This is a genomic window from Herbaspirillum huttiense, from assembly GCF_004367745.1.
Lineage (GTDB): Bacteria > Pseudomonadota > Gammaproteobacteria > Burkholderiales > Burkholderiaceae_D > Herbaspirillum > Herbaspirillum huttiense.
In genome coordinates, this window is the sequence record NZ_CP037993.1 from 1 (window position 1) to 16,698 (window position 16,698).

The 16,698-nt window shown below is 60.8% G+C and carries 14 protein-coding genes; 12 read left to right on the top strand and 2 right to left on the bottom strand.

What is annotated here, in order from left to right:
- From dnaA to E2K99_RS00045, 9 genes are all read left to right on the top strand, one after another.
- The gene (dnaA, locus tag E2K99_RS00005; protein ID WP_039782909.1) at positions 1–1,401 is read left to right on the top strand and encodes a chromosomal replication initiator protein DnaA; all 1,401 of its coding nucleotides are present in this window, start codon (positions 1–3) and stop codon (positions 1,399–1,401) included.
- A gap of 47 nt (positions 1,402–1,448) precedes the next feature.
- On the top strand, positions 1,449–1,946 hold the full coding sequence (locus E2K99_RS00010; protein ID WP_134220962.1) for a hypothetical protein: 498 nt from the start codon (positions 1,449–1,451) through the stop codon (positions 1,944–1,946).
- Between the two features lie 136 nt (positions 1,947–2,082).
- Positions 2,083–3,189: a DNA polymerase III subunit beta gene (gene dnaN / locus E2K99_RS00015; protein WP_039782907.1), complete on the top strand. Its 1,107-nt coding sequence runs from the start codon at positions 2,083–2,085 to the stop codon at positions 3,187–3,189.
- Positions 3,190–3,325: 136 nt separating this feature from the next.
- The gene (gene gyrB, locus E2K99_RS00020) at positions 3,326–5,824 is read left to right on the top strand and encodes a DNA topoisomerase (ATP-hydrolyzing) subunit B (RefSeq protein WP_121037393.1); all 2,499 of its coding nucleotides are present in this window, start codon (positions 3,326–3,328) and stop codon (positions 5,822–5,824) included.
- 258 nt (positions 5,825–6,082) lie between these two features.
- Positions 6,083–6,463 (top strand): HIT family protein, encoded by a 381-nt coding sequence (locus tag E2K99_RS00025; RefSeq protein ID WP_134220963.1) that lies wholly within the window; start codon positions 6,083–6,085, stop codon positions 6,461–6,463.
- A 2-nt stretch (positions 6,464–6,465) separates the two neighbouring features.
- Positions 6,466–7,515 carry an HNH endonuclease gene (locus E2K99_RS00030; RefSeq protein WP_134220964.1) on the top strand — a complete coding sequence of 350 codons (1,050 nt, stop codon included), beginning with the start codon at positions 6,466–6,468 and terminating at the stop codon, positions 7,513–7,515.
- 1 nt (position 7,516) lies between these two features.
- Positions 7,517–8,644 carry a protein NO VEIN domain-containing protein gene (locus E2K99_RS00035; protein WP_134220965.1) on the top strand — a complete coding sequence of 376 codons (1,128 nt, stop codon included), beginning with the start codon at positions 7,517–7,519 and terminating at the stop codon, positions 8,642–8,644.
- 239 nt (positions 8,645–8,883) lie between these two features.
- Positions 8,884–9,744: a hypothetical protein gene (locus E2K99_RS00040; protein ID WP_240733817.1), complete on the top strand. Its 861-nt coding sequence runs from the start codon at positions 8,884–8,886 to the stop codon at positions 9,742–9,744.
- A 44-nt stretch (positions 9,745–9,788) separates the two neighbouring features.
- Positions 9,789–12,122, top strand: coding sequence for a putative bifunctional diguanylate cyclase/phosphodiesterase (locus E2K99_RS00045; RefSeq protein ID WP_134220967.1), 2,334 nt, complete (start codon positions 9,789–9,791; stop codon positions 12,120–12,122).
- Positions 12,123–12,144: 22 nt separating this feature from the next.
- On the opposite strand, the gene E2K99_RS00050 is transcribed toward E2K99_RS00045, so the two are convergent.
- Entirely contained in the window at positions 12,145–12,435 is a 291-nt protein-coding gene (locus tag E2K99_RS00050; protein ID WP_134220968.1) for a DUF4148 domain-containing protein, read from the bottom strand.
- 218 nt (positions 12,436–12,653) lie between these two features.
- On the opposite strand from E2K99_RS00050, the gene E2K99_RS00055 reads away from it, so the two are divergent.
- Both E2K99_RS00055 and E2K99_RS00060 read left to right on the top strand, forming a co-directional pair.
- Entirely contained in the window at positions 12,654–13,325 is a 672-nt protein-coding gene (locus tag E2K99_RS00055) for a heavy metal response regulator transcription factor (RefSeq protein WP_034331353.1), read from the top strand.
- Complete coding sequence (locus E2K99_RS00060; RefSeq protein ID WP_134220969.1) at positions 13,322–14,737, top strand: heavy metal sensor histidine kinase; 1,416 nt, start codon at positions 13,322–13,324, stop codon at positions 14,735–14,737. The genes E2K99_RS00055 and E2K99_RS00060 overlap by 4 nt, the downstream gene beginning before the upstream one ends.
- A 158-nt stretch (positions 14,738–14,895) precedes the next feature.
- Here the strand turns inward: E2K99_RS00060 and E2K99_RS00065 are convergent, their stop codons facing one another.
- Complete coding sequence (locus tag E2K99_RS00065; protein ID WP_034331351.1) at positions 14,896–15,156, bottom strand: helix-turn-helix domain-containing protein; 261 nt, start codon at positions 15,154–15,156, stop codon at positions 14,896–14,898.
- 258 nt (positions 15,157–15,414) lie between these two features.
- Between E2K99_RS00065 and E2K99_RS00070 the strand changes: the two genes are divergently transcribed.
- On the top strand, positions 15,415–16,692 hold the full coding sequence (locus tag E2K99_RS00070; protein ID WP_134220970.1) for a DUF445 domain-containing protein: 1,278 nt from the start codon (positions 15,415–15,417) through the stop codon (positions 16,690–16,692).
- Positions 16,693–16,698 lie beyond the last annotated feature (6 nt).

A 16,698-nucleotide genomic window follows, 5' to 3' on the forward strand; every position in this document is an offset into this window, starting at 1 on the left:
ATGGAAAACTTCTGGCAGGCCTGCTCCCACAAACTTGAGCAGGAGCTGACGCCTCAGCAATACAGCGCCTGGATCAAGCCGCTGGTCCCGCTCGACTTCGAGGACGGGCTGCTGCGCATCGCCGCGCCCAACCGCTTCAAGCTGGACTGGGTCAAGACGCAGTTCGCCAACCGCATCACGGCGCTGGCCTGCGAGTTCTGGGACGCGCCCACCGAAGTGCAGTTCGTGCTGGACCCGCGCGGCAACCAGGGCCGCCGCCCGGCCGCCAATGCGCAAGCCAATGGCGGTGGCGCCAGCGGCCTGGGTTTGCCCAACCACGAGCAGCTGCACCTGGATCCGGAACCGGCCCAGCCGGTGCGCGCGGTCGCCCCGCGCCAGGAACAGTCGCGCATCAACCCGGTGCTGACCTTCGACAACTTGGTGACCGGTAAGGCCAACCAGTTGGCCCGCGCGGCCGCCACCCAGGTGGCCAACAACCCCGGCACGTCCTACAACCCGCTGTTCCTGTACGGCGGCGTGGGTCTGGGTAAGACCCACATCATCCACGCCATCGGCAATCAGGTGCTTGTGGATAACCCGGGTGCCAAGATCCGCTACATCCACGCCGAGCAATACGTGCGCGACGTGGTGACGGCCTACCAGCGCAAGGGCTTTGACGACTTCAAGCGTTATTACCACTCGCTGGACCTGCTGCTGATCGACGATATTCAATTCTTCGGCGGCAAGAGCCGCACTCAGGAAGAATTCTTCTACGCCTTCGAAGCCCTGATCGCAGCCAAGAAGCAGATCATCATCACCAGTGATACCTATCCCAAGGAAATCAGCGGCATGGATGACCGCCTGATCTCCCGCTTCGACTCCGGCCTGACGGTAGCCATCGAGCCGCCCGAGCTGGAGATGCGGGTGGCGATTTTGATGAAGAAAGCTTCCGCAGAAGACGTGGTGCTGTCCGACGACGTCGCCTTCTTCGTGGCCAAGCACCTGCGTTCCAACGTGCGCGAGCTCGAAGGCGCGCTGCGCAAGATCCTGGCCTACTCCCGCTTCCACGGCAAGGACATCACCATCGACGTGGTCAAGGAAGCCCTGAAGGACCTGCTCTCGGTGCAGAACCGCCAGATCTCGGTGGAAAACATCCAGAAGACCGTGGCCGATTTCTTCAACATCAAGGTCGCGGACATGTATTCCAAGAAGCGCCCGGCCAACATCGCCCGTCCGCGCCAGATCGCCATGTACCTGGCCAAGGAGCTGACCCAGAAGAGCCTGCCGGAAATCGGCGACCTCTTCGGCGGGCGCGACCACACCACCGTGCTGCACGCGGTGCGCAAGATCGCCGCCGACCGCGCCAAGAGCCCGGAATGCAACCACGAGCTGCACGTGCTGGAGCAGACCCTGAAGGGTTGATCCGCTCAACAAAGCACGGGCGCGAAAACGCCTGTGGATAAATCGACATGCCGCCCGCTTCCAGCGTGAACCGGGCGGCATTTCTTTTCCACAAGGCATTGCGGCAAAGCGACGGTGAATTTCGCCAAAATCGCCTGTGGATAATTGAAAAATGCCGCCTTCGGCGGCATATGAAAGAAAAGACAACAGCGCTGCATCACCCTCCATTTTTCCCTCCCAAAGCCCTCGCCTGCCCCCTGCCGCACTACTCTGAAGAGGGGATGATTGGTACAATGGAAGGCGTTATTTCGCAGGCGGACGCAAGGGCCGGCCATGGAGCAGGAAATCCGCGAAGTATCACGGAAACATCGAATAAAACCCCGGGAAGTTCCGGCAAAAGTATTCAAATGTTCCAAACGTATAGCCAAGTGGTTCTGGCTGCCCGGGTTTGTCAGGCGCAGATGGACAATGCCGGGTCGCTGTATCACCAGCTCTTCGGGAACGGGTATCGGACCGGCAGCGGCCGGTCATGCACAAGCAGGAGCGTTGCGTATTTCAGTAAGTGAGTTCAGCAGTGCGTAGGCAGGTTGCACTGCAGGCAGCAGCTGTTTTTCACCAGAGGAGGAACACGCGCGACATGGGCATGACTGAACGCCGGCCAACGGCGCCCTTTAAACCACTATTAGCAAGGACAAACTGACTATGCAATTGGTTAAAACCCAACGAGACACGCTCCTGCGTCCTCTGCAGATCGTGAGTGGTATTGTCGAGCGTCGGCACACATTGCCGATTCTGGCCAATATTCTCATTCGCAAGGACGGCGAGAAGGTGTCTTTCCTGTCCACCGACATCGAAGTGCAGATCACCACGCACGCTGACGTCGGTTCGGGTAGCGAGTCCACGGCCACCACGGTCGCGGCCCGCAAGCTGCTCGACATCCTGCGCGCCCTGCCGGATTCCGGCGAAGTGTCGGTCTCCCTCTCCAACAAGCGTCTGACCGTGCAATCCGGCAAGTCCCGCTTTGCCCTGCAGACGCTGGCCGCCGAAGAATTCCCGACGGTGGCCCAGGCCGAGCACTACAACGCCCAGGTCAACCTGCCGCAGAAGACCCTGAAGCACCTGTTCAACATGGTTCACTTCGCCATGGCCCAGCAGGACATCCGCTACTACCTGAACGGCCTGTTGCTGGTAGTGGAAGGCAAGAACGTCATTGCGGTCGCCACCGACGGCCACCGCCTGGCCTTCTGCCAGGTCGAGACCGAGCAGGACTTCCCGCGCCAGGAAGTCATCATCCCGCGCAAGACCATCATCGAGCTGCAACGACTGCTCGACGACAGCGATGATGAAGTCCAGCTGCAGATCGCCAACAACCAGGTCAAGCTGACCTTTGCCGACATCGAGCTGATCTCCAAGCTGGTCGAAGGCAAGTTCCCCGACTACACCCGCGTGGTGCCCAAGGGCTACAAGAACAGCTTCACCATCAGCCGTGACCAGCTGCTGCGCTCGCTGCAACGCGCGGCCATCATGACCAGCGACAAGTTCAAGGGTGTGCGCTGGGTGATCGCCCCTGGCAGCCTGAAGATCAGCTCCACCAATGCCGACCAGGAAGAAGCGGTCGAAGAACTGGAAATCGACTACGGCGGCGACACCGTCGACATCGGTTTCAACGTCAGCTATCTGCTGGACGTGCTCAACAACCTCAAGAACGACTACGTCAACATCGCCCTGGGCGATGCCAACTCGTCGGCCCTGATCACCATCCCTGACAACGCCGACTTCAAGTACGTCGTCATGCCGATGCGGATCTGAGCAAACCCGCTCCACGCGCACGAGGGGCCGTCCCAGACGGCCCCTCGGTTGCTTTTAAGAATTCCAAAGATTCATCCCCAGAATTCCGTTTTTTGCAGCTCCCTAGTCGTTTGGCTAGCATTTTCAGAAGGTAACCATGTCCTCCAGCCCCGCAGACAACACCAATTCCGCGCAACAAAGCTATGGCGCTTCTTCCATCCAGATCCTGGAAGGCCTGGAGGCGGTGCGCAAGCGTCCCGGCATGTACATTGGCGACACCTCTGACGGCACCGGCCTGCACCACCTGGTGTTCGAAGTGCTGGACAACTCGATCGACGAAGCCCTGGCCGGCTATTGCAGCGAGATCCACGTCACCATCCACGCCGACAATTCCATCTCGATCACCGACAACGGCCGCGGCATCCCCACCGGCCTGAAGATGGACGACAAGCACGAACCCAAGCGTTCTGCGGCCGAAATTGTGATGACCGAACTGCACGCCGGCGGCAAGTTCGACCAGAACTCTTACAAGGTCTCCGGCGGCCTGCACGGCGTGGGCGTGTCCTGCGTGAATGCACTGTCCAAGAAGCTGAAGCTCACCATCCGCCGCGACGGCAAGGTCCACGCGATGGAATTCGCCAAGGGCATCGTGCAGAACCGCGAACTGGAGATGGTGGATGGCGTGCAGGTCTCGCCGATCAAGGTCGTGGGCGAATCCGACAAGCGCGGCACCGAAGTCCACTTCTGGGCCGACGAAGAAATCTTCACGCACGTCGAATTCCACTACGAGATCCTGGCCAAGCGTATTCGCGAACTGTCCTTCCTGAACAATGGCGTTCATATCAAGCTGACCGACCAGCGTACCGGCAAGGAAGAGGACTTCGCCTTTGAAGGCGGCACGCGCGGCTTCGTGGAATACATCAACAAGAACAAGAGCATCCTGAACCCGACCATTTTCCAGGCTACGGGCGAGAAGCAATCCGACCAGGGCACGCTGGTGTCGGTGGACGTGTCGATGCAATGGAACGATGCCTTCAACGAGCAGGTGCTCTGCTTCACCAACAACATCCCGCAGCGTGACGGTGGCACTCACCTGACCGGCCTGCGTGCGGCCATGACCCGCGTCATCAACAAGTACATCGAAGAAAACGATCTCGCCAAGAAGGCCAAGGTCGAGATCTCCGGCGACGACATGCGCGAAGGCCTGACCTGCGTGCTGTCGGTGAAGGTACCGGAACCGAAGTTCAGCTCGCAGACCAAGGACAAGCTGGTCTCCAGCGAAGTGCGCGGCCCGGTGGAAGAAATCGTCGCCAAGACCCTGACCGACTTCCTGGCCGAGAAGCCGAACGATGCCAAGATCATCTGCGGCAAGATCGTCGAAGCCGCGCGTGCCCGCGAGGCTGCGCGCAAGGCGCGCGAACTGACGCGCCGCAAGGGTGTGATGGATGGCCTGGGTTTGTCTTCCAAGCTGGCTGATTGCCAGGAACGCGACCCGGCCCTGTGCGAGCTGTACATCGTCGAGGGTGACTCCGCAGGCGGCTCGGCCAAGCAAGGGCGGGACCGCAAGTTCCAGGCCATCCTGCCGCTGCGCGGCAAGGTGCTGAACGTGGAGAAGGCGCGCTTCGAGAAGATGCTTTCTTCCGAGCAGATCACCACGCTCATCGCGACCCTGGGCACCAGCATCGGCGCTGACGAATTCAATCCGGACAAGCTGCGTTACCACCGCATCATCATCATGACCGATGCGGACGTTGACGGCGCCCACATCCGCACGCTGCTGCTGACGCTCTTCTATCGCCAGATGCCGGCGCTGGTCGAACGCGGCCACATCTACATCGCCCAGCCGCCGCTGTACAAGGTCAAGGCGGGCAAGGACGAGCGCTACTTGAAGGACGATTTCGAGGAAGCGCAGTACATGATGCAGATCGCCCTGAACGATGCCGAGATCAAGCCTTCTGAAGGTGCTGCGCCGATCAGCGGCGAGGCGCTGGTGGAACTGGCACGCCAGTACAACACGGCCAACGCGATCATCATGCGCCTGTCGCGCGCCATCGATGAATCGGCGCTGAACGCCATCATGACCGGCGGCGTGGCCCTGAAGATGGACAACATCGAGCAGGCCACCGCCACTGCGGAAGAACTGAAGAAGGCCATCAACGACATCAACATCGACGTGCAGGCGCGCGTGGATGAGCATAGCGAGAAGGTGGCGCTGCATATCCATCGCCGCCAGCATGGCAACATCAAGGCGACCGTGATCGATGCGGACTTTGTGAGCGGTCCGGATTACCAGCAGTTGTCGACGGCGGCCGAGACCTTCAAGGGACTCATCGGCAAGGGCGCCATCGTGGCACGCGGCCAGGGCGAGAAGCGCAAGGAATCGGTCATCACCGAATTCCGCCAGGCCATGTCGTGGTTGCGTGATGAGGCCGAGCGCGGCGTGAACAAGCAGCGTTACAAAGGTCTGGGCGAGATGAACCCTGAGCAGCTGTGGGAAACCACCATGGATCCGACCGTGCGCCGTTTGCTGAAGGTGCAGATCGAGGATGCGATTGCTGCGGATCAGATCTTCATGACCTTGATGGGCGATGATGTGGAGCCGCGTCGGGCGTTTATTGAATCCAATGCGTTGCAGGCGGGGAATATTGACGTTTGATCAGTCAGCTCAGGGATTTCACAGCCGGCGAGTTGATGGATTGACGGTGGAGTCCTTCTTGGGCCCTGCTTAGGTTGACCCCATTCTTCGCAAAAACCTGGCCACTTCGTTGGCCAGGTTTTTTTTCGTCCGAAGACATCATCAGCACGCCCAAGATGCAGACATTAAGGGACGCCTAAAGTACGACAGTTTGTTCGCACCAAGAGAAGATAAAATGAATACTCTTTCCTATTGCGCGACTTTCCGCCGGACTCAACCATGTCATGTGTGTTCTGTTCTTTACCTTCTGAGCGGGTCATTGCCCAGAATGATTTCGCTATTGCGATCCGCGATGGATTTCCGGTGTCCTTGGGTCATACGCTCATCATCCCCAGACGGCACGTTGCCTCGTTCTTTGAGCTAAACGAAGAGGAACGGACCGCCCTGTTGGCCCTTCTGGATGACGCCAAACGAATATTGGACGAACAATGCCATCCCGATGGATACAACATCGGAATCAACGACGGGGCTGCCGCGGGTCAGACAGTGATGCATCTTCACATGCACCTCATCCCGCGCTATACAGGCGATCTCCCGGATCCACGAGGCGGCGTGCGCTGGGTGATTGCGGAAAAGGCGGATTACTGGAGCCAACGCTGAACATGATGGAGATCCCCTCCCCGACTCAGCAGCTTTCTTTTCTGGATCATGTCCAACGCCTGTTTGACGAGGGCGAATTTTCGGCCACCTACAAGTTCGCCCTGCTGCAGTCGATTACCGAACTGGCTGTCGAGCATGGAGAAGATTCTGGCGAATGCCTTGAGCTTTCCCACGAGCTAATCGCTGACAAGTTCTTGGAGATCTACTGGCCGCAAGTCGCGCCCTATACCCGCGACGGATTGGCCGCCGTCCTGATCCAGAACAGTGGCAGACAGGCAGCAACGATTACGCTATTGCAGGAACTGCGCAGTCGACACGGCACGCTTCCCAAGGCCCGTGCGTCTGAGGACTGGGCGAAGGCCATGCGCAAGACGGTCGTGCTGTTGAAGGAAATGCCTTTGTGGCGACTGCAGATACTTCGTCGGGAGCAAGTCCGCTTTCTCTATGAGCCTGCTTCAGAAGCCGCAATACGCCTGCTGCCAGGCGTGATGTTCAATCTTCGGCGCTTCCATGGACTGCTCCATCAATTGAGCCGCCATGCGTGGATTCAGCACTTGCATGCCAATCCGCTCAATGCCGCCGTGCTGGGCACGGGATCGGATCTGGAACAGCTCCTGTTTGGTGCTGATCGCGCCAACTTGCGCGCCGCGCGCCCGGTCCTGAACACCATACAGAAAGGCCAGTGCTTCTATTGCCAGCAATCTCTTCAGGAGAATGGCGAGGTCGATCACTTCATCCCCTGGTCACGTTATCCACGCAATCTGGGCGAAAACCTTGTTCTGGCGCATCGCCGCTGCAATGGTGATAAAAGAGATCTGTTGCCGGCTGCCATCCATCTCGCGAAGTGGCAGGAACGCAACCGTACGCATGGAGCGTATTTGTCCGAGCAGCTAGGCGCGGGCTTTGTTTGCGATGAGCCCGCCATGCGGCGTATTGCGTATTGGGCCTATCACCAAGCCTATGCAACCTCCTCCCAGTGTTGGTCCGGCGTCGGGCAGACTGGCCCATTGAGCCGCGATTACCAGCACCTCCTGGCCGGGCAAGTGTACTGAGATGATGCGGCTCAAGAACTTGAATTCGCCCGAAGCCGTTCGTGCGGCAATGAGCGAATACGACCGCCTTGGCAGAACCTACTTCCTTGAGAAGTACGGTTACGGCAAGTCACGCGATTACATGCTCCGGGATCGTCACTCAGGCAAGCTCTACGATGCAGCGGCCGTCGTGGCGGTGGCTTATGGCGTTGCATTTCCAGATACTGGTCCCCTCCGATCGGAGACCTTTTCTGAAGGTGGCGTTTCCGCTGAAGCGATTCTTCGTGAACTGGACTTCGAGGTAGTCAGGATCGGTCAGGACTGGACTGCTGAAGAGGTGGAGGCCACCGTTCGTGACTACTTTAATATGCTCCGCGCGGAGGCATTCGGGCTTCCGTATAACAAAGCCGAACACAATGAACACCTGCGCCGCCAGCTGACGACTCGCAGCAAATCTTCCATTGAGCTCAAGCACCAAAATATTTCGGCCGTGCTGGATCAGCTGGGACTACCCTATATTCGCGGCTACAAACCGCGGACCAATTTGCAGGAATTGCTCCGTCGCACCGTGATTACCTTCATCGACGCACAGCGTGGCGAGCTCGCCAAAATGATGGATAGTTTTGACGCACAAACCGAGCCCGCGCAACAGCAGTTTCGTGGCGTGCTCGTTGCTCGACCAACAGTGGAGCCAACGATACGTATGCCCAAGCGGCTGAGGCTCCCGCGCAAGTTGGACTACGCCGCACGTGAAGAGCGTAACCGCCAATTGGGTCACGCTGGCGAAGCGTGGACGGTGTCGTTTGAAAAATTCAGACTCCATGACGAAGGACGTGATGATCTCGCAGGCCGGGTCGACTGGATCGCTGACCGTATTGGGGATGGCGCCGGGTATGACATCCTGTCGTATGAGTCCGTGGATCAGGCGCGATTCATCGAGGTGAAAACGACCAACGGCGGTCCGCTGACGTCCTTCATCGTGACCCGGAACGAATTGGAGTTTTCGGAAGAGGTCGGCGACGCTTTCTGTTTATATCGTCTCTTCGAGTTCGCTACTTCCCCCAAGCTCTTCATTCTACGCGGCACGATTTCATCCAATCTTGAACTGGAAGCCGTCGACTATCGCGCTCGGCTCAAGGCGACCGCCTGAGCCATTCCCATCAGCAAAAAATCTCAATTCCTCACGACCGCAATTCCACTCCCTGTCGGCTTCGCAGCCGATTACCCCATCGCTGCCCCCACACCACAAAATCCTCACCACCCCACACAAATCCTTGCGATTCCCTCCCCGCTTGCATAACATCATCTGAACAATTCGAGCTCCCCACCGCCATGAGTAGAGACAAGTCGAGCGCCCGAAGCGTAGTCGCGGTCTTGCTCGTCCTGGCGATGAGTCTGCTCTGCGCCGCCTCCCCCCGCGCCCAATCGCCTGCCGCCAATGCGCAAGTCATCGAGATCAAGCTCGCCGATCTCAATGACGACAATCCCCTGATCAACTACCGCAAGGCCGTCCTCGAACTGGCCATGCGTGCCAGCGGCCGGCCCTTCTCCATCAAGGGCTGCCGCGTCGCCAATGTCGCCACCTCCGACCAGCGCTACGTGCAACTGATCCAGGCCGGCCAATACTGCAACCTCATCACGACCTCCGCCGGCAGCGGCATGACCCGCACCCTCGAACCCATCCCCTTCCCCATTTATCTCGGTGGCGGCGGCTATCGCGTGCTGCTGGCCAGGCGCGAGAGTCTGGAACCTGCCCGTAGTATCCGTACGCTGGCGGATCTGCGCGCCTTCACCATCGGCTCCGGCATCGGCTGGGTCGATACCAGCATCATGCAGGCTAACCAGCTCAAGGTGGCGCAAAGCAACTACCTGAACCTGTTCGAGATGCTCAAGGCCGGCCGCTTCGACTTCTACAACCGCTCCATCTTCGAAGCCACCAGCGAACTGGAAGCTTACGACTCCGCGCACCAGCTCGCCATCGTTCCCGACCTGGTGCTGTACTACCCGACCGACCTCTTCTTCTACACCTCCCCGGGGCGCGACGATATCCGCGATGCCTTGCTGGAGGGCCTGAAAAAAATCCATCGCAATGGCGCCCTGCTGGACCTGATCCAGAAACACAGTTCCACCCGGCAAGTGCGCCAGTCCATGCGCGGCACGCATCCGCGCGTGATCGAGTTGTACAACGACAGGCTCACCCCCATCGAACGCCAGGCCATCGAGACTTACAAAATGGACTGGTTCAAATAGTCCACGCCGCCCTTCCATCCACCTTCTGACCCGCACGGCCCGCCATGATCAAGAAGACCACCAGCCTCGGCCTCTACATCGCCTGTGCCATGCTGGTGGCCATGAGCCTGCCGGTCGTGGTGGCGCTGACCATCCTCAACGGCACGCGCGAGCAGCAGATCAGCCAGGAAATGACCGCCCTGGTCGATGAGAAAAGCCAGACCCTGGCCCACAGCCTGGTGCTCCCGGTCTGGAGCCTCGACCAGAACGACATGATGGCCCTGCTGCAGGGAAGCATGCTCGATACCCAGGTAGTCTCGGTGGAAGTGCGCGATCCCGAGGAGCGCGTCCTCGTGCGCAAGGAAGAACCGCTGCGCCGCGCCGGCAGCCTGCTCACGCGTACCCTGCCGCTGACCATGCAGCAGCCGGACCGCATGGTCACGCTGGGCAGCGTGCAGGTGGTGGTGTCGGACGCCCAGCTGCAGCGCAAGCTCGCCGCAGACAAGCGCTTCCAGACGCGGGTGCTGCTGGCGCAGGCAGTGGTGGCGCTGCTCATCATCGGCCTCCTGGTCTATCGCCGTATCCTCGCGCCCATCCGCAAGCTGACCGTCGCGGCCGGCCGCATCGAACGCGGGCACTTCGATACTCGTATCGCACTCACGCAAAAGGATGAGATCGGCCTCCTCGCTCACCGCATGGAAGCCATGCAGACCAGCCTCAAAACCCTCTTTGATGAGCAGGCGGCGATCCTGGGCAATATCCCGGCGGGCGTACTGTTCGTGCGCGATGGACGGATCGCCTTCGCCAATGATGCTGCGCAGTCCATGCTTGCCCTCAATGGCGCGGGACTCACCACGCTGGCCAGTGCGCAGATCTTCGAGGATGCGCAGCAGCAAAGCCTCTACATCAACCACACCCTGCTGCGCCCGCATGGAGCGACCGGCGAGATCGTGTTGCTCAAGCGTGCCGATGGCCGCAGCTTCCCGGCCGAACTGCATACCTCGCTCATCGATGGTACGGGTCAGAACGACCAGATCTGGGTCATCATCGATGTCTCCGAACGGTTGGAAGCCGAGAGCCGCATCGACCGCCTGGCCTTCTATGATCCTGTCACCGATCTGCCCAACAAGAAGCTGTTCCTCGATCGCCTGCGCCGTGGCCTGGGACGGCAGCAGGCACACGGCCTGCCGCTGGTGGTGTTCTACATGGAAATGCATCGCGCCGACCTCTCGCACGGCTTGGTCAAGGCCGATGATGCAGACCGGCTCTTCAAGGAATGTGCGCGACGTCTGGGGGCCTGTGTCGCCGCCGACCAGACCCTGGCGCGGCTCGATGGCGAACGCTTCGCGCTGGGATGCGATCTGCCGGTGAGCGAACTGGCCGAAGGCATCCGCTTCTGCGAAACGCTCGCACACCGCCTCATCGCCGCACTGGCCGAACCGCACGGCACTACCGTGAGCTTCCCTTACTCTCTCAACATCGGCATCAACATCCTGCGCGGTGACGTGCATTCGGCCGAGGAAGCGGTGATGCAGGCCAAGCTGGCCATGGTGCAGTCACTGGCTGCGGGCCGCAATGTCTTCCGCTTCTTCGATCCGGCCATGCAGGCCCTGGCCAGCCAGCGCAGCGCGCTGGAAGTGGAATTGCGTACGGCGGTGGCGCAGCATCAGTTCGTGGTGCATTACCAGCCGCAGGTCACCTTCGAAGGCAAGGTGGTGGGAGCCGAGGCGCTGGTGCGCTGGAAGCATCCGATGAAGGGGATGGTGTCGCCGGCGCTGTTCATTCCGGTGGCCGAAGAATTGGGATTGATGGAAGAGATCGGCCACCAGGTGCTGGAAGCCATCTGCCGCGATCTCGAAGCCTGGCAGCGCGAGGGTCTGGCCAGGGAGCTGGTGGTGGCGGTCAATGTGTCGGCGCAGGAATTCAAGGTGGACCACTTCGTGGCGCGCTTCCACGAAACCATTCGCCAGCACCGCATCAGCTCCAAGGCGGTGAAGGTGGAACTGACCGAAAGCATGATGATCGACAAAATCGATGAGGTCATCGAAAAAATGAATGACCTCAAGTCGCATGAGGTCTCGATTTCGCTCGATGATTTCGGGACCGGCTATTCGTCCCTGTCCTACCTGGGACGCTTCCCCATCGACCAGCTCAAGATCGACCAGAGCTTCGTGCGCAGGATGCAGGACGATGCGGCCACGGCCAGCATCATCCGCAGCATCATCATGCTGGGCCAGAGCCTGGGATTGTCCATCATCGCCGAAGGGGTGGAGACGATGGAACAGCGGGACCTGCTGCATGCGCAGGGCTGCACGCTGTATCAAGGCTATTGGTACGGCCGGCCCATGCCGGGAGAACAGTTCACGGCGCTGCTGGAGGGCCGGCAGCGCGCGTCCTGAGCAGAGGCCCGGGCAGGTGCAATCACGCGCCGCTGTAGAGCGAGGTGTCGAGGGCCTGGTCCTGGGTGCTGCTGTCGGAGACCGAAGGCTTGGTGCCGGTGTTCTGCATCGGTTCGCCCAGGCGTGCGGTTTGCAGCTCGGCGACGACATCGGCGCGCGTCTTGCTGCCCTGGAATTGCACCACCGGATAGTTGCTGCGGGCGTTCAGGTTGGCCTGATCGCGTGCGGCTTCCGTGGTCACGGTCGATTGAGCGAAGGCCGACAGGGAGAAGGCGGTGGCCAGTGCGCCGAGGACGAGGTGCGAGGTTTTCATGATCAGATTCCTTTGAGTGCGTTTTCACAAGATCCCTGGTGCTGCACAGGATGTGCGCTGCCAGGGATGGCGCGATCGCCGTGCTTGGTTGGCGAGTCGTTGGAATGGATTCTAGGGAGGGGGTCCGTACAGAAACATTGCCCAGTCATTACACATTTGTAATGAATGTCGCATCCGGCTGGGTCACAATACGCGCTTGTCCGTCAGGAATTCCGATCATGCACATCTTGTTGGTAGAGGACGAGCCCAAATCGGGCGAGTACCTGCGTCGCGGCCTGACCGAGTCCGGCTTCGTGGTGGACTGGGTGCAGACCGGCGTGGACGGCCTGCACAATGCGCGCACACTGGACTACAAGCTGATCATCCTGGACGTGATGCTGCCCGGCATGAACGGCTGGGACATCCTGCGCGAACTGCGCCGCACGCATGACACGCCGGTGCTCTTCCTCACCGCCCGCGACGAAGTCGAAGATCGCGTCAAAGGCCTGGAGCTGGGTGCCGACGATTACCTGGTCAAGCCCTTCGCCTTCACCGAACTGCTGGCGCGCGTGCGCACCCTGCTGCGGCGGGGTCCGAGCCGCGAGGCCGATCTGATCGAGTACGAGGATGTGGTGGTGGATGTGATTCGCCGCAAGGTCACGCGCGCCGGACAGCGCATCGATCTCACCGCCAAGGAGTTCGCCCTGCTGCACATGCTGATCCGCCGTCCGGGCGAGGTGCTGTCGCGTCCGCAGATTGCCTCGCAAGTATGGGATATGAATTTCGACAGCGATACCAACGTGGTAGACGTGGCCGTGCGCCGTCTGCGGGCCAAACTGGATGAAGGATTTGACCAGAAGTTGCTGCACACCGTGTGGGGCATGGGTTACGTGTTCGAGGTGCGGCGGTGAGACGTGCTACCGCGTCGATGAGCCTGCGGCTGGTGGTGCTGTTCGGATTGCTGGCGCTGGTGCTGTTCACGGCCGTTGGCAGCTATCTGTCGCACTCGCTGCACATGCAGCTGGAGGCGCGCGACGATGAAGAGCTGGCCGGCAAGTGCCGCTCCATCAATCACCTGGTCGAGCATGCGGCGTCACTGGAGGACATCCTCGCTCGCCGCCATCTGGTACTGGACACCCTCTCCGGCCATGACCAGCTGCTGGTGCGCATCGCCCGCGCCGATGGCAGCACCCTGCTGGAAAGCCATGACCCCACGCGCACCTCGCCGGATGTGGACCTGTCCACCGTCAAGATCCGCAGCTGGGACCACATCGAAGCCTTGCGCATGGGTGACCTGCGCGCGCGCTACATCGCCAGCATGCCGGTCACTCGCTCGGGCGAAAAGGCCATCGTGCTGGTGGTGCGTACGGCCTCGGATCGCATGCTGCTGCTGGCGGACTATCGCGCCGATGTGTGGTGGGCGGCGGCCATCGGCACCGTGCTGGCAACGCTCTTGAGTTACTTCCTCGTGCGCAGCGGCTTGCGTCCGCTGCGCATGATGGCGGCACAGACGCGCGCCATCTCGGCCAACAAGCTCGACACCCGGCTCGACCTGCAGGCCGCGCCATGCGAACTGCACGAGATCGTGCAATCCTTCAACGACATGCTGGACCGGCTGCATCGCAGCTTCCAGCAACTGAGCCAGTTCTCCGCCGATCTTGCGCATGACGTGCGCACCCCGCTCAACAACCTGATGGTGCAGACCCAGGTGGCGCTGGGCAAGCCGCGCAGCCTGGATGAATACCAGGCCCTGCTCAGTTCCAACATCGAGGAATACGAACGCCTCTCGCGCATGATGGAAAGCATGCTGTTCCTGGCCCGCGCCGACAACGCCCACGTAGTGCTGCAGATCCAGCCGCTGGACGTGGCCGAGGAACTCAACCGCATCGCCGACTATTTCGAGGGCATCGCCGAAGAGGCGCAGGTGCGCATTGCGGTGGCCGGCAGCGGCATCCTGCACGCCGATGCCACCCTGCTGCGCCGTGCGGTGGGTAACCTGGTCGCCAATGCCATCCGCTATACGCCGCCGCAGGGCATCATCAGCCTGGAGGCCACCGTGGTGGCGGGCGCGACCCTGATCGGGGTGGCCAACCCCGGGCCGGGGATCCCGCCGGATCAGATCGAACGCATCTTCGACCGTTTCTACCGCGCCGATCCATCGCGCAGCAGCGCCAGCGGTTCCAGTGGCTTGGGCCTGGCCATCGTGCGGACCATCATGGCGCTGCACGGCGGACAAGCCAGCGCAAGCAGCGAACCGGGACGACGTACCGTGTTCACGTTGCGCTTCCCCGAAGCTGCGGTAAACGTGCCGGACAAAGCGTGACACAGGTGGCGAACAGCGCGCGTGCACTGTACCGGGAAACGTGCAGAAAAACGAACAACAAACCTTGCAAGAAGACGGTCAACAAGAGTCGAAAAGCGCAGCAGAAAGCAAACATGGTGCGCACGCGCCATGCAGCTTCAAGCCGGGATGCCGGGGGTTCAGCGAGAATCCTCACTGGGCAGCGAAAGCAGGCTGGTCCGCATGAGATCGGGCAATTCCATCTCCAGCGCGAGGGCCAGGGCCTCCATGTTGTCGACGGAAATATTCCTTTCCCCGCGCTCGACTTCGCTCAGGTAGGTGCGACTGATGTCAGCGCGGAAGGCCAGCTCTTCTTGTGACATCTCTTTAAGCCGGCGCACCCTGCGGACGTTCTGTCCGAAGATGACGCGGGCGCTCTGTGGAGTCTCTGATTTTTTCATGAGCGCAAGGATCAATGCGGCTAGGGGTGACGGTCGATTAGCTACAATTACAAACGCACAAACTATCGGTGACAATCACTTATACCCTTGAATGTCTTGGTGAATAATCGAAATTTATCGAGATTCCGACCCTAGTTTCAGCGCGTATTTTTCGAAATTGTTCTAGTGGCTATTCGAAATTTTTCAGAACTTCCCGCCTTGTTTTGACTCCTCGTCTCATGCTGCGAGCATGCCGCCGGAAATTTCTCACTCTCTGCCATGGATAAACAACAAGCCTTGCGCCGTACCAAGCGTCTAGCCCTGGGTTGTCTGCTGGGCTCGGCTGCGCTGTTCGTGGCTGCCTCGCTGGCAGCGCCCTCCACCTGGAGCGCGTTGCTGCGTGCCATGGCCGAGGCCGCCATGGTGGGCGCACTGGCCGACTGGTTTGCGGTCACGGCCCTGTTTCGCCGGATTCCGCTGCCGCTGCTGGCACGCCATACCGCCATCATCCCGCGCAACAAGGATCGCATCGCCGACAACCTCGCCGTCTTCGTGGAAGAGAAATTCCTGAGTCCGCAGTCGCTGGCCGGACTGGTGCGCCGCCATGATCCGGCGCAGCGACTCTCGGCCTGGATGGCTGCGCCCGAGAATGCCGCGCGCCTGGGCGGCTACATGGCGCAGGCGGTCGGTGGCGTGCTCACGCTCACCGATGACCGCCGCATCCAGGCCTTTGTACGGGAAGCTCTGCAGACCGCGCTGGGCAAGCTGGACCTGTCGCGCTCGCTGGCCAGCATTCTGGATACGCTGACGCTGGATGGCCGTCACCAGCAGCTGCTGGACCGCGCCATCGTGGCCCTGGCCGAGCTGCTCAACCGCGAACAGACGCGTGCGTTCATCGCCGAGCGCATGGTGGAATGGCTGCAGCGCGAATATCCCAAGATCGAAAAATTGCTGCCCTCGAACTGGATCGGCGAGAAGTCCGCCGATACCCTCGCCGACATTCTGGACAAGCTGCTCACCGGCATCGCCGAGGATCCGCAGCACTCGCTGCGCCAGGCCTTTGATCGCCAGCTGGCCGGCTTCGTGACGCGCCTGAAGGAAGACCCGGCCCTGCGCGAGCGGGCAGAGGAGATCAAGCGCGAGATCTTGCAGGGCGAGGCCGTCAACGCTTATGTGGGTAGCCTGTGGGACAGCCTGCGCCAGTGGCTGCGGCAAGACCTGGCGCGTCCCGATTCGGCCCTGCACGCCCAGGCCAGCGCGGCCACGCAGTGGATCGGGCGCGCCCTGCAGGAAGATGCCGAACTGCGCGCCTCGCTCAACGCCCATCTGGAACAGGCCATCGCCAGCCTCAGTCCGGATGTGGCCCAGCTGCTCACGCGCCACATCAGCGACACCATCAAGCAGTGGGACACGGCCGAGCTGTCACGCCAGATCGAACTCAACATCGGCCGCGACCTGCAGTACATCCGCATCAACGGCACGCTGGTCGGGGGACTGATCGGCGCGCTGCTGTTCGGCTTGTCGTGGCTAATGCAGTGGCTGGTGCACGGGGCCTGAGCGGCC